Annotated in this window: 10 protein-coding genes; 9 read left to right on the top strand and 1 reads right to left on the bottom strand. The window is 43.3% G+C overall.

The window, feature by feature from the left end; translation table 11 throughout:
* Positions 1 to 236 precede the first annotated feature (236 nt).
* From ACXAER_RS05970 to ACXAER_RS05930, 9 genes are all read left to right on the top strand, one after another.
* Positions 237 to 3,191: a TonB-dependent receptor gene (locus ACXAER_RS05970; protein WP_474827503.1), complete on the top strand. Its 2,955-nt coding sequence runs from the start codon at positions 237 to 239 to the stop codon at positions 3,189 to 3,191.
* Positions 3,192 to 3,555: 364 nt separating this feature from the next.
* Positions 3,556 to 4,434, top strand: coding sequence for an NAD(P)-dependent oxidoreductase (locus ACXAER_RS05965; RefSeq protein ID WP_474827501.1), 879 nt, complete (start codon positions 3,556 to 3,558; stop codon positions 4,432 to 4,434).
* A 52-nt stretch (positions 4,435 to 4,486) separates the two neighbouring features.
* Positions 4,487 to 6,775 carry a polysaccharide lyase 6 family protein gene (locus tag ACXAER_RS05960; protein WP_474827499.1) on the top strand — a complete coding sequence of 763 codons (2,289 nt, stop codon included), beginning with the start codon at positions 4,487 to 4,489 and terminating at the stop codon, positions 6,773 to 6,775.
* A 126-nt stretch (positions 6,776 to 6,901) separates the two neighbouring features.
* Positions 6,902 to 7,123, top strand: a complete 222-nt coding sequence (locus ACXAER_RS05955; RefSeq protein ID WP_474827497.1) for a hypothetical protein — start codon at positions 6,902 to 6,904, stop codon at positions 7,121 to 7,123.
* An 18-nt stretch (positions 7,124 to 7,141) separates the two neighbouring features.
* Entirely contained in the window at positions 7,142 to 7,486 is a 345-nt protein-coding gene (locus ACXAER_RS05950) for a cupin domain-containing protein (protein ID WP_014948493.1), read from the top strand.
* A 2-nt stretch (positions 7,487 to 7,488) separates the two neighbouring features.
* On the top strand, positions 7,489 to 8,784 hold the full coding sequence (locus tag ACXAER_RS05945) for an MFS transporter (protein ID WP_474827495.1): 1,296 nt from the start codon (positions 7,489 to 7,491) through the stop codon (positions 8,782 to 8,784).
* A gap of 68 nt (positions 8,785 to 8,852) precedes the next feature.
* Positions 8,853 to 9,788 (top strand): sugar kinase, encoded by a 936-nt coding sequence (locus tag ACXAER_RS05940; protein ID WP_474827493.1) that lies wholly within the window; start codon positions 8,853 to 8,855, stop codon positions 9,786 to 9,788.
* Between the two features lie 133 nt (positions 9,789 to 9,921).
* The gene (gene eda / locus ACXAER_RS05935; protein ID WP_474827491.1) at positions 9,922 to 10,539 is read left to right on the top strand and encodes a bifunctional 4-hydroxy-2-oxoglutarate aldolase/2-dehydro-3-deoxy-phosphogluconate aldolase; all 618 of its coding nucleotides are present in this window, start codon (positions 9,922 to 9,924) and stop codon (positions 10,537 to 10,539) included.
* Positions 10,540 to 10,901: 362 nt separating this feature from the next.
* Entirely contained in the window at positions 10,902 to 11,642 is a 741-nt protein-coding gene (locus tag ACXAER_RS05930) for a FadR/GntR family transcriptional regulator (RefSeq protein ID WP_474827489.1), read from the top strand.
* An 86-nt stretch (positions 11,643 to 11,728) separates the two neighbouring features.
* Here ACXAER_RS05930 and ACXAER_RS05925 read toward each other — a convergent pair whose 3' ends face one another.
* Positions 11,729 to 13,162 carry a polysaccharide lyase family 7 protein gene (locus tag ACXAER_RS05925; protein ID WP_474827487.1) on the bottom strand — a complete coding sequence of 478 codons (1,434 nt, stop codon included), beginning with the start codon at positions 13,160 to 13,162 and terminating at the stop codon, positions 11,729 to 11,731.
* Positions 13,163 to 13,200 lie beyond the last annotated feature (38 nt).

The raw sequence follows: 13,200 nt of genomic DNA, 5'->3' as shown, positions 1-13,200 counted from the left end.
GTTTCTTTGATCTCAAATTGTATAAATTTTATTTATTATTGGTAAGGCTGTTTTCGTAATCAGTTAAGACCAATTTTAATATTTTGTGTTGACCAATATGTGAGATTGATCTACTGTTTGTAACATCCTTGTAAAGTAGGTGTGAGGCAAATTTACAAGGTAGGTAGCAAGCGAACAAATTAAGCGGTAAGGAATGGGTGATTAGACATTTCTCAATCCTTAACAGGAAGACACACATGACACACAAATTATCTAAAATTACACTTGCGGTACTTTCGGCTACGACACTAAGCCTTACCGCAACAGCAAGCGCACAAGAATCTCAGCAGAATCAAAACGAAGATGTAGAGGTGATTGAGGTTTCAGGCATTCGAGCGTCACTGGCTAGCGCAATGAATGAAAAACGTTTTAAGAATAACCTCGTTGAGGTTATCGAAGCAGAGGATATTGGTAAGTTACCAGACCAGAACTTAGCAGAAGTACTAGAGAACATTACCGGTATTCAGATCACTCGTGAAGCGGGTGTTGGTACAGGCGTACAAATTCGTGGTACAGATGCTAACCGTACAGAAATCAACGGTGTTTCAACAGTTGGTTCTGGTGCAGGTCGAAGCGGTATTGATTTTGAAGACGTTTCAGCCGCAATTATTGCTGGCTTGGAAGTGACTAAGTCGCCCGACGCTAAAACCATCGAAGGTTCAGTGGGTGGTACGATTAACCTAAAAACCATCCGACCCTTACAGCTTAATGAACAGCTTGCAGCATTTCGTGTACAAGGTGAGAACAGCAGCTTAACCACCGATAGCAACTTCCAACCTCGTATTTCGGGAACATTTGGCGATAATTGGGATACCGACCACGGTACCATTGGTGTGGTAATTAGTGGTAGTTATGCTCAGCAAGACGTAACGGCATTTCGCCCACGTGCGGACAGAGACAACTTGATTGCATCAGACAGCGGTGTAGCAAGTGCACAATCTTTTGATTTTTTACCTATCCAGTTCTTTGTTCAAGACTACGATAACTTTGAGTACGAAACGAAAAACCTTGTAGGTACCATTGAATGGGCGCCTAATGACAATACTAAGTTTTTCTTTGACGCCATTATTAACGATCAAGAACGCCTGCAAGAGAGCTCTCGTGTTCAAGCGTCAGGGGTAAGCGCGCTTAATGATATTTCTGTTCCCGATGAGTTTGAAACTATCAACTTTGGTTCATTAGGTGGTACAAACTTAGGTTCTATACAGGCAGCACTGCGTGGTGTTATTCCTGTGAATTTGGAAAACGACGATGACGATCCTAACTTACGTTTTTCTAGTGATACAAATTCACGGGTGACAAAGAGCGAAATATTCCGTCTGGGTGGAGAGTGGCAAGGCGAAAAGTGGAGCGTGTTTGCGGAAGTTGCCTCCACATCATCAGATACCACCACGCCAAGTTTTAATACAACGCTTAACTTTATCAACCCGAATGCACCTTTAGATGCTGGTGGCGCGAACGATAACGCTGTTCCTTTTGCCTACGACTTGACTGGCGGCGCATTGACCTTCGGCATTGCAGATGGGGCTGAGTATGCGCCTACGGTAGAGCAATTGCTGGACCCAAACAATGTAGTACTTCGCGACGTGAATATAGGTCGTGATACTACCGAGAACTTTGAAGATGCATTCCGTGTAGATTTCACGTACTTCGTGGATACTATGATTACCTCATTGGATTTTGGTTACCGCTACAATAAATCCGGCAGTAAACGTGAAGATATCGGTACCAGCGTTGGCTTGCGTACGATGGAAGACAGCCCACGAGGAAGCTTATTTAGTGACTTGTTAGTTGCCGGACCAGATAACTTCAATGATGCAGACGGACGAGCGCTTTATGTTAGTGACTTCTTACTTATTGACCCAGAGCAAGTATCGTCTGACCCCGATGCAGTATTAGCCACGCTTCAAGCGGCAATGGAAGCACATGGGTCTACGCGTTCGTTAAGCGCGCCTACTGCTAGTTCTTCGGGCTTTTTTGATATCGAAGAAGAAACCCATGCTTTATATGCTCAGGCTAACTTTGAATATGAAATGTTCCGCGGTAATTTCGGTGTTCGCTACTTACAAACAGACGTGACGTCTGTGGGTAACTCCATAACCGTGGATGATGAGGGTAATGAGCTCGTTTCTCGCGTCACTAACACGGGGGATTACGACTTTATTTTGCCTCGCTTCAACTTAGTGGCAGATGTCGCAGACGATGTTGTATTAAGGTTTGGTGCGGGTAAAGATATCCGTCGCCCTAACTTTAATGACCTATCTACTTCAGTAACCTTCAGCACAAGCCCTAACCCTAATGTTGCTATTGGTAACCCTAACTTAACGCCTGAAGAAGTTATTTCTTACGACTTAGCGGCTGAATGGTATTTTGCAGAAGCCAGTGTTCTGAGTGTAGGGATTTTCCATAAAACTCGTAAAGATTTATTCGTAGACCAGATTGTAAGTGCATTTGAAGACCCAACGACAGGTTATCGCGACCTAACAGACCCTTGTGAAGGCGGTGGTGTCTTCAACCCAATCGCAGATATTAACGTGTTTGGTCCAGAACTCGGTACGGGTGTTTGTGTAGGAACAGAAACCAAGATTAACGATACGGGTGAAACTACTCAGAAAGGTATCGAGTTTGCTGTTCAATATGATTTATCTGGCTTTGAAAGCGAGTTAGGTTGGGCTTCAGGTTTTGGTGTGCTTGCTAACTATACCATTCAAGAATTTGACGGTGGTGAGGCTGAAAACACAGCGACAAGTCGTGCAGCTAACGTTTTCGCAGCTACCACAGGAAGCGATGAAGAGGTTAGTGCGGTTCAAGGCCTTCTTAACCTTTCAGAGAACGCCTACAACATTACGCTTTACTACGAAAAGTTTGGTTTATCTGCTCGTATGCGCTACACGTGGCGTGAAGCGTATCGTACCGATGACTTTGGTAGTACGTCTAGTTTCCCATGGGGCTTCCCAGCGGTACAGGCTGACCGTGGTCAGTTGAATGCTAGCGTGACTTACGATGTTAACGAAAACCTTAATATTGGTGTTGAGGCTGTAAACATCACCGAGTCTGAGGTAGAGCAGTACTGTGTTAATGAAGGCGCGCTTCTTTGCTTCCAAGGTCTGACTGACCGCCGAATCACCCTCGGCGCCAACTATCGATTCTAATAACCCAATATTGTGTTCAGGTGTCTGGAGAGCAATTTGCCAGGCACCATTTCAATCATGAAATTTGGTTTTACCAATTGTGGTGTAGGATTAGATAGATCTAGTATCTTTAATTTTTCCATATCAGAGTTTTTCAATCATATCCTGAAGTTCAGCTGTATCTAGACGTACCTTTTTTTGGTATTACAGGTTTGTTGTTTTCTCTGATTATTGGTTGACAAATTGGTAAGTAAGTAATACGGTGGATACATGCTTGAATTGGCAACAGACAAAACTCGGTGCCACAACAAAGCGCTATTCCTTTAATTTTCAGTTCGAGAGATAAGTTCGAGCAAACAACGAATATCGTCATTAGGAGACAGTTATGTCCAAACCAACTATTGGTTTTATCGGTTTAGGCCTTATGGGCGGCAATATGGTAGAGAACCTTCAAAACAAAGGTTACGCCGTGACAGTGATGGATTTAAATAAAGCCGCAGTAGATAAATGCGTAGAGCGCGGTGCAAAAACAGCGCAAACAGGTAAGGCACTCGCTGAAGCATCAGATATCGTGATGTTGTGTCTAACCACCTCAGAGATAGTTGAAAAAGTTATTTATGCTGAAAATGGCGTATTGGAAGGCATGAAAGCCGGTTCGGTACTAATAGATTTCGGAACATCAATACCCGCTTCTACCAAGAAGATTGGTGCAGACCTGGCGAAAAAGGGTGTAGGCATGATCGATGCGCCTCTTGGCAGAACACCTGCCCACGCTAAAGATGGTCTTTTAAATATTATGGCAGCAGGTGATATAGAGACCTTCAACAAGGTTAAAAGCGTACTTGAAGACCAAGGCGAAAATGTATTTCATTTAGGGGCGTTGGGCGCAGGTCACACAACCAAGTTAATTAATAACTTTATAGGAATGACCACAGTTTGTGCCATGTCTCAAGCGTTTGCCGTTGCAGAAAAAGCGGGCGTAGATAAACAGCAACTTTTCGACATCATGTCAACGGGACCGTCTAGCTCTCCATTTATGCAGTTCTGCAAAAACTATGCTGTTGATAATGTAAGCGACTTAGGTTTTTCAATCGCAAATGCCAACAAAGACTTGGGCTACTTTCTGAAGATGGTAGAAGACCTTGGAACCGTATCGAAAATAGCGGAAGGCTCTTCAGCTAATTTGAACGCCGCGGTAGATGCAGGATTAAGCCAAGGTAATGTACCTGAGATTTTCGAGTACTTTAAAACGCTGACTAAGTAACGTATCGACTACGTCGTCATCGCTCTTAAAGTGATCAAAAGGCAGGTATTTTATGCAAGTGCAATTTATTAAGTGGTTAGCTGTGTTTATTGTTATTAGCGCTATGTCGTCAAACGCGGGCGCTAAACAATATACCGTTAGCTCACCAGATGAATACAACGCAATAGCATCGTCTCTTAAGGCGGGTGACGACGTAATTTTACAAAACGGTGTTTATCGAGACTTTGAAATTTTACTAGAAGGGGAGGGGAGCGTTGAAAAGCCCATTACGCTGACTGCGCAAACTAAAGGTAAGGTTATTCTGTCTGGTCGTTCTAACTTAAAGTTAGCTGGACAGTATTTAGAAGTATCGGGTTTGGTATTCAAAAACGGATATACCCCTAGCAGCGCTGTTATCGCGTTTAGGAAAGATGCACAAACGCCAGCTAATTATTCACGAGTAAGTGAAGTAGTCATTGATGAGTACAGTAATCCAGACCGCCAAGAATCAGATTATTGGGTTGCGCTTTATGGTAAGCACAACCGGTTTGACCATAATCACTTGACGGGTAAGCGTAATAAGGGGGTTACTGTCGCTGTTCGGCTTAACGGCGAGGCACATCAAGAGAACCATCACAGTATCGATCATAACTACTTCGGTTATCGCCCTGTATTCGGTTCAAACGGTGGAGAGACGTTAAGGATAGGTACAAGTCATTACTCACTGAGTAATTCAAATACTCAGGTTATTAATAACATATTCGAACAAACTAATGGCGAAGTTGAAATTATTTCTGTTAAGTCTGGTGAGAACCTGCTGAAAGGAAACGTTTTTCTATCCGCCAAAGGCACCCTAACCCTTAGACACGGTAATAATAATCGCGTTGAAGATAATGTGTTTTTAGGCAATGGCGTGGACCATACCGGCGGAATTCGCGTTATCAATGAAGGCCAAGTGATAACCAATAACTACTTGGAGGGGCTAACGGGCTATCGCTTTGGTAGTGGCTTTACGGTTATGAATGGTGTGCCTGACTCGCCTATCAATCGTTATCATCAGGTTAATAACGCGCAAATCACAAATAACTCATTCATTAACGTATCACATATCCAACTTGGTGCTGGAAGCGATGAAGAGAGAAGCGCGGCACCTATAAACTCATTGTTTGCCAATAACCTTATTTACAATGTTTCGCTAAACCAACCTTTTACATTATTTGATGATGTGAGCGGCATTACATTCGCTAACAATGTCGCTAATACCAAAATGATAAAAGAACTTAGCGAAGGTTTTACTACTGCATCGCTACCCCTTGTTAAGGGAGAGAATGGGCTTACCGTCACTAAGTTAAACGAACCTGAGGAAAAAGGAGCAGAAACAAAAGATGTTGGTGTTGCTTCTGACATGAACGTCGTATCAAAAAGTGACGTCGGCGTAAGCTGGTATCCCAAAATAGTACCTGAAGTGAACTTCGCTGCAGGTAAAACAATTAGCGTAAGTGCCGATGCTGCTGAACTTATGACAGCACTTGAAAATGCCAGTGACGGAGATGTTATTACAATCGCACCTGGCACAATCGTTGTGCCCAGTGTTCTTGTTATCGATAAGATAGTAACGGTAACCGCACAGACTCCCAAAGCTACAACACTGTCGTTCGAACGCTCCGCCTTGTTCGAAATACATGACAATGGAAATTTGAAGCTTGAAGGTTTGGTGCTTTCAGGGAAAGACAGCCCAGATGCTTTTGGCAATAGCGTTGTAAGAACGAAAAAATGGGGCATGCTCAACAATTATGTTTTGAACGTAGAAAACTGTGATATTGAGCATCTCGATATCAACCACTCTTTCAACTTCTTTACGTCTGGCAAAGGCGCGTTTGCCGATGACATATCGCTTTCGAAAAATAGTTTTAACGGTATTACGGGGCATGTTTTAAGTCTTGATAAAGAGATAGAGGACTACGGTATTTATAACGCTGAGTATGTCAGCATAACCAACAACACGTTTAGCAACATAAGTGGTAGCGTTGTAAATCTCTACCGAGGCGGTACCGATGAAAGTACCTTTGGACCGCACTTAGACATGCAGGGCAACGTGTTAACTAACGTAGGCAGTGGTAAACGCAACAAGCAAAGTGCCAGCGTTTATCTTCATGGCGTGCAAGTTTCAACGCTAAGTAATAACAACTTTAATGAGTCTGAGCCTGTTGTGGTTAATCACACCGTTGGTGAGCCAATTACCGCAATAACAAGCAATACGTTCCTAAATACACCTATGCCAATGATTAAAGAGCTGTTTGCACCTGGTCCGCATACTGCGGTCTTGAATGACAATGTTTCCACGAAAGCGAACAAGAGGTAATGGGCAATGATTAAAAACCTCTGTTCCCTACAACAAAAATCTGCGCTTTTACTTTTCATTTTTTGTTCGCTTTCTTTTTCTTCACTTGCTGCTCACTCCAATTCAGTGATAAGGCAAAACAGTGTTGTGAAAATGCCCAATGCTGATAAACAAAGTAGGCATCTTCAAGGCGCTTATTTATGGGCAACGCGCGACACATTGCTTCAACGTGCTGCAAAGACTAATAAAAAACAGCGTCTAGTGGCCATGAATACTTTGGAAGTCTGCGAGCCTACCACGCACGTTTCTTTTGATTTTGATAAAAACCGTTACACGCTTTCAAGCTGTTTCGCTGTGTATGCGCTGTAATTTTTTAGGATTTACGTTATGAATAAGCAAAGCGAACATTTTTTATTTGGCAACGAGACAGAGATTGAAGACTTAGGCAATGGCTTAAAGCGTCAAATGCTGGGGTTTAATCATGAACTTATGGCAGTAAAGGTGTTTTTTGATAAAGGTGCAGAAGGGTATACCCATGCACATCGCCATTCTCAGGTGACGTATGTTGAAGAAGGTGAGTTTCATTTCAGCATTGGCGGTGAAATGAAGATTTTGAGGAAAGGGGATAGCTGTCTTATCCCACCTCACGTAGAGCATGGTGCAGTGTGCCCTACAGGCGGCATTCTAATAGATACTTTTAGCCCAGCTCGCGAAGATTTTGTGGGAGAATAATAATGAAAATTAATGGCTTGCGATGGTGGGTAATTGCCCTTATCGCGCTAGCAACCATAATTAACTACATCGATAGACAGGCACTCAGTGTGCTTTGGCCAGATATTGTTGAAGATCTATTTCCCGACGAATCTGCATTAGAGCGCAAACAAATTTATGCGAATATTTCTATTGTCTTCGTTTTCGCTTACGCCTTTGGGCAAGCTATTTTCGGAAAAATCTTCGATTGGATAGGTACCCGTATTGGGTTTGTATTATCAATAGGCGTGTGGTCTCTTGCTACCGTGCTTCACGCATTTGCACAAGGCTTTCTAAGTTTTGCTATTTTTCGCGCCATTCTTGGTGTAGCAGAGGCGGGTAACTGGCCAGGCGCAGCGAAAGGCAATGCCGAGTGGTTTCCAACTAAAGAGCGTGCACTGGCACAAGGTATATTTAACTCCGGCGCGGCTATAGGTGGAATAATTGCCATCCCTGCTATCGCTATGATGACCATTTACTTTAGTTGGCAGCTTATTTTTATTGTTGTGGGATCTCTGGGCTTTTTGTGGCTAGTGCCGTGGCTAGTGTTAGTCAAAGCACCACCCGGCTCACACCCTTGGATTACCGAAGAAGAAAAGCAGTACATACTCACAGGCCAGCGTGCAGAGTCTAGCGATGATGCTATTGATTGTGAGAACGAATATAACCCTTCTACAAAAGAGCTGCTTTCTAAAAAGCAAAGCTGGGGCGTAATTATCGCGTCTGCAGCTATTGATCCTATCTGGTGGCTGTTCGTCTTCTGGATCCCTATCTATCTTAACGAAGTGTACGGCATGGACGTTAAGTCTATCGGCTTATATGGTTGGGTACCGTATGTAGGCGCTATGCTTGGTGCTTGGTTTGGCGGTTTACTTGCGCAAAACCGTTTAAAGGCAGGGTGGAATACAGATAAAACCCGGAAGCTAGTTATCACACTGGGTTGTGTGATTATGCTTCCTTCGCTACTGGCAATGGCTAATCCGGGGTCTGCAATTACAGCGGTGTTGATTATGGCTGTCATTTTATTTGGTTTTCAAACAGCTATCGGTAATGTTCAAACATTGCCAAGCGATTTGTTAGGCAAAAAGTCGGTGGGAACCTTGTCTGGATTTTCCGGTATGGCAGCCAAACTAGGCGCTGTGGGGTTAACTTCATTGGTACCCATGTTAACTGCTGATGGCAACTATACACCTGCCTTTATTATCGGCGCATCGCTTGCCATTATTGCCGTTGCTGCGGTGTGGCTTCTTATCCCTAAAGTTGAACCAATAAAACAATAGTTATTTTGCTGTGGGTGCTATTTAGGTAGCCCCGCAGTTTTATTGGATTAAAAAACAAGGCGTACCAAATGAAAAAGCTAAGCTTTATGGGCGAATGCATGGTTGAACTGCGCTCAAATCAAAGCTCTGATACTTCGTTACATCAATCGTTCGCAGGTGATGTATACAATTCTGCCGTTTATTTAAAGCGATGCTTTTCTGATGTGCAGGTTGGGTTTGTCACTGCTGTGGGTAATGATACGTTTAGTCTTCGCATGAAGAAAAATTTTGAGAAAGAAGGGCTAGATACTTCTCTTGTTTTTTCAAATGAAAATCGCTCTGCTGGTTTGTATTTAATTGATACCGATGACTCGGGCGAACGCAGCTTTACCTATTGGCGCTCACAATCAGCTGCTAAAACCGTCATGTCATTTATTAATCACGAAACACTTAACGCCTTGTCTGGCAACGACATGTTTATGTTCTCTGGCATTTCCATTGCCATTATCCCAAGTGACGAACGCCCATCGTTCTTCCGCTTTGTTGGGGCATTAAAAGAGTCTGGCGTAAAAATAGTATTCGACCCTAACTATCGTGCACCACTTTGGGAAACTACTGTTGAAGCAAGCGATTGTTTAAAACAGGCACTTTCAATGAGTGATGTAGCACTTGTTGGCGTTGAAGATATGGTTGAACTTTTCAACATCGAAAATGCAAGTGATGCATTATTACTATGCGAATCATATGGCGTTAAAGAGATTGTTATCAAAAATGGTCCCTCTTCGGTGTTTACCTTGTTCGATGGTAAGCGTTTGGAACATACCATTACTCCTGTTGCTAATGTGGTAGACACCACGTCGGCAGGAGATGCATTCAACGGTGTCTACTTAGGCAGCAGACTGAATGATGTTTCTATTTCCCGTTCAGTTGAATGTGCAGCTAAAGCTGCTGGCACTGTTATTCAGCATCGTGGCGCCATTATTCAAAAAGGGATTGTTGAAACAGCATTAGCAGAAACGAGCTAAATAACGTCTGGGTAATTAAAGCTCATTTCAATTAAGTGCAAGTGGTGGCACTACTATCACACCGCTTGATATTAACCAAGTAAACGTTTTACAGGTCAAGGCCTACCAATATTAACTAATAGAGAGACCATTTATGACACGCTTTTCTGAACTTATGTCAGGCCAAACCCTGTTGCCGATCATTCAGGCAGACTCCCCAGAACAAGGTGTAAACATCGCAAAAGCAATGTCAAAAGCCGGTTTAAGCCTTGTGGAGGTTGTACTTAGAACTGAGGCCTCACTTGAAGCCCTTAGCGCTATTAAGTCAGAAGTACCTTCGTTAATCGTGGGGGCAGGAACTGTGATAAACGAAGAAATATTATCTGCAGCTATTGAGGTGGGGAGCGACTTTATAGTGACCCCTGCGGTATCTAGCTCGCTACTAAGTGCGTTAGAGGCATGCCAGATACCTGTATTGCCTGGTGTGTCGAATACCGCGGACATTCTTATGACGCTTGAAGCTGGTTTCACTGAACAAAAGCTTTTTCCAGCATCTTTATCAGGTGGTGCCCCTTTTCTAAAAGCAGTGTCATCGGTATTTCGCGATGTTAAGTTTTGCCCTACAGGCGGCGTGAATCAATTAAACAAAATTGATTACCTTTCGCTACCTAACGTATTTGCAGTCGGTGGAACGTGGGTCGCTAAAAAAGAGTGGGTAAGCGAAGAAAACTGGGAAGCAATAACGCAGTCTTGCCAAGAGGCAAACGCATAATTTTTTGCTTAGAAGGGGCGTTTATCCGCCCTTTGTTCTCATTAACTAACCCACTTGTATGACCAAATTGTAGTTTGATACACTTTTTTTTCGATTTCTTGTTTTAATTTTGTGCAATCATCAAAAGGTGATTATAATTAAGTTGTTGATAATAAATGCTAATGTTTTTAATTCTCTTGCTTTAGAGCTTGAATTGAAATATTACCAATTGCGTGTATATTGACGCTATATAAAGTTAAAAATAGCAATTTAGTTCGTTGGGTAGTCTGCAAGGGCAGAGAAACAACAATACCGCGAGAGCTAAAGAAAATTGCACAGTGGGTGCGTAAAGCGTACTACGATTAATTGAAAAGGTTTCGAACATGAAAAGTCGTCGAATGTTCTGGCAAATTGCAGAAAAAATTAAGGCGTTAATTGCATCAGGTCTGTATCCACCAGGAACGCGTTTGCCCGCCGAGCGTGAGTTAGCCGAGACTTTCGATGTAAGCCGTCCGACGATCCGAGAGGCTATTATTGCCCTTGAAGTACTTCAGCATGTTGAAGTGAAGACGGGGTCTGGGGTTTACGTACTCGATAAGCCTAAAGACAAGGAAGACGCTACCACAGAACAAATAAGTGCGTTTGAGCTTACTCAAGCTAGGGCACTAGTTGAAGGTGAAGCGGCTGCTTTAGCTGCATTGTCGATTACTGATGAAGAGCTTGCTGCACTTGAAAAAACGTTAGAAGCAATGAAAACCGGGGTAAATGCTGAAGAAGCCGACCGTGATTTTCATATTATTATTTCACGTGCCACGCGCAATAAAGCCATACTGTTGGCAGTGAATAAGTTCTGGTCTTTACGAGACTCTCAGCCTCAAATTATTCAAGCCTACAGCACGGTGTGTAGTCAGTCTGACCAAGATAGACTGGAAGAGCACTATGAAATCTTTGAAAGCTTAAAGGCGAGAAATTCACAGGCCGCGAGAGCTGCTATGCATGCTCACTTCAATCGCTTAATTGACGCGCTGTTTGCAGCGAGCGAGGCGCAGGCGCTAGAAGAAGTAAGAAAGAAAAGCAGTCAAACTCGCGATCTTTATTCATTAAGTCATTTGCGTACTAACTAAGCCATTAGCGCGCAAAATGAGCCATTAGCGTTCAAAATATGCCATTTGGGAACGGATTTCTCCGTTCCATCTCATATCAGTAGTTGCTAGTTACCATGTTCATTCTCAATTGAATAAAAGCTGGCAACTGCACGTTCTGCTTCATTTGCAGAATTGTTTACGTGATACACACCTACCTTGAAATACAGATATTGATCATCTTCATCATAACCACTATTTCCAATATTTAAAGAACGGGTGACGTCAGACTTTCCTTCTCTCGAAATTGCCACAGTAAGCATGTCACCTTCAACATCAATAACGTAGGTGAAACGCTCATTAAGTGCTATGCCATCAGTGGGGTTGGCTGCATTACTGTCTCGTGAGCCGATCATCTCTACCCATATTTCTTCTTTCTCGCCATTTGCTGTTGCTACTGCTCTGCGTTCGTGGGCAAAGTAGATAGCGCCTAAGTTATTATTAGGCAGCTTGCGGTAGTACAGGCGTATTGGCTCGTCATCGTTGGCATGTATTTGACCTATGATTACGCGGCCTATTTGGAAGTTTTCGCCTGTAGTGGTAACTTTGTTTACCGCCATATCAACCTGCAAACGACCATTTACGCCGCCGGCCGCATCCTGATTGGCTTGAGAGGCAGAGGAGAGTACCCAGTTGTTTTTATTAACGCCTTGGGTCTTAGTACTGGTATCGCCCCGTCGCAACATTTCACGCAACTCAACGCGAACATAATTAGTACTTACAGAGGTTTTAAAACCGCGTGTGGGAGAACGCATCACTAAGGCGCCATCATTACCGACATAAAAATATTCAGAGTTGGTATATCCCTGCTGAAGCTTTGTTTCGCTTATGTTATCTGCTGTACCTGAGTCATCATTGTCTGTTGGAACGCTTAAATACCAGTCTTGTAAATCGATACCCGTAGTTGAAGTAAGTGCAGATGAAATTTCACCGTCGCCTTCAGGGCAATTGAATACCTGAACCTCAACTATTGCGTTATCGTTATTAACAGAGTTTCCAAAAGTGGCAATGCGAATATGGCGAGCCGTTACAGAAGCGGGTAATGAATAAAGCTCGAAGCCTGCAAGCTGTGTATTTGAATTGATATTTGAGCCCTGTGTGTCCCAACTTTCACCATCTAGTGAAGTTTCAATAGAAAAGCGATAAGCGCGAGTTTCGCTGTCATACCACTTGATTTGAAGAGCACCTAATTGTTGTTCGCTATCAAATGAGAGCACGAGCGCAGAATTAGTGCCTGTTGATTGCCAACGGGAGGCGTTTGAGGTATCGCCGTCGATAGCTTTAAATGCAACAAGAGGCGCATTTTCTTCATTCGCCGATGCGTCTAACCCTGTCAATGGTAGCGCGCTACATGCTTCTGTCTCATTTGTTGGGGGAGTGGGAGGCGGTGTTGGCGCAGAGCTATCGTCTGGAATAGGCGTTTGCGAGGTTGTGGACGATGAAGAAGAGCCACACCCATTTAGCGAAGTAAGCGTTAGTAAAACAAGCAATAAGCGAAACATATGCATTCCTTACTGGCGTTGAAGAAAAAAGGGCCCAT

It is taken from the genome of Alteromonas sp. AWJ4_199 (assembly GCF_056159165.1).
Note: the sequence above shows the minus strand (reverse complement) of the source record. Positions and strands in the feature narration are given on the sequence as shown.

Excerpts from the sequence above, each read along its gene's own strand:
- ACXAER_RS05970 (WP_474827503.1), top strand. The coding sequence starts at position 237 with ATGACACACAAATTATCTAAAATTACACTTGCGGTACTTTCGGCTACG.
- ACXAER_RS05960 (WP_474827499.1), top strand. The coding sequence starts at position 4,487 with ATGCAAGTGCAATTTATTAAGTGGTTAGCTGTGTTTATTGTTATTAGC.
- ACXAER_RS05925 (WP_474827487.1), bottom strand. The coding sequence starts at position 13,162 with ATGTTTCGCTTATTGCTTGTTTTACTAACGCTTACTTCGCTAAATGGG.
- ACXAER_RS05940 (WP_474827493.1), top strand. The coding sequence starts at position 8,853 with ATGAAAAAGCTAAGCTTTATGGGCGAATGCATGGTTGAACTGCGCTCA.
- ACXAER_RS05965 (WP_474827501.1), top strand. The coding sequence starts at position 3,556 with ATGTCCAAACCAACTATTGGTTTTATCGGTTTAGGCCTTATGGGCGGC.
- ACXAER_RS05930 (WP_474827489.1), top strand. The coding sequence starts at position 10,902 with ATGAAAAGTCGTCGAATGTTCTGGCAAATTGCAGAAAAAATTAAGGCG.
- ACXAER_RS05945 (WP_474827495.1), top strand. The coding sequence starts at position 7,489 with ATGAAAATTAATGGCTTGCGATGGTGGGTAATTGCCCTTATCGCGCTA.
- ACXAER_RS05950 (WP_014948493.1), top strand. The coding sequence starts at position 7,142 with ATGAATAAGCAAAGCGAACATTTTTTATTTGGCAACGAGACAGAGATT.
- eda (WP_474827491.1), top strand. The coding sequence starts at position 9,922 with ATGACACGCTTTTCTGAACTTATGTCAGGCCAAACCCTGTTGCCGATC.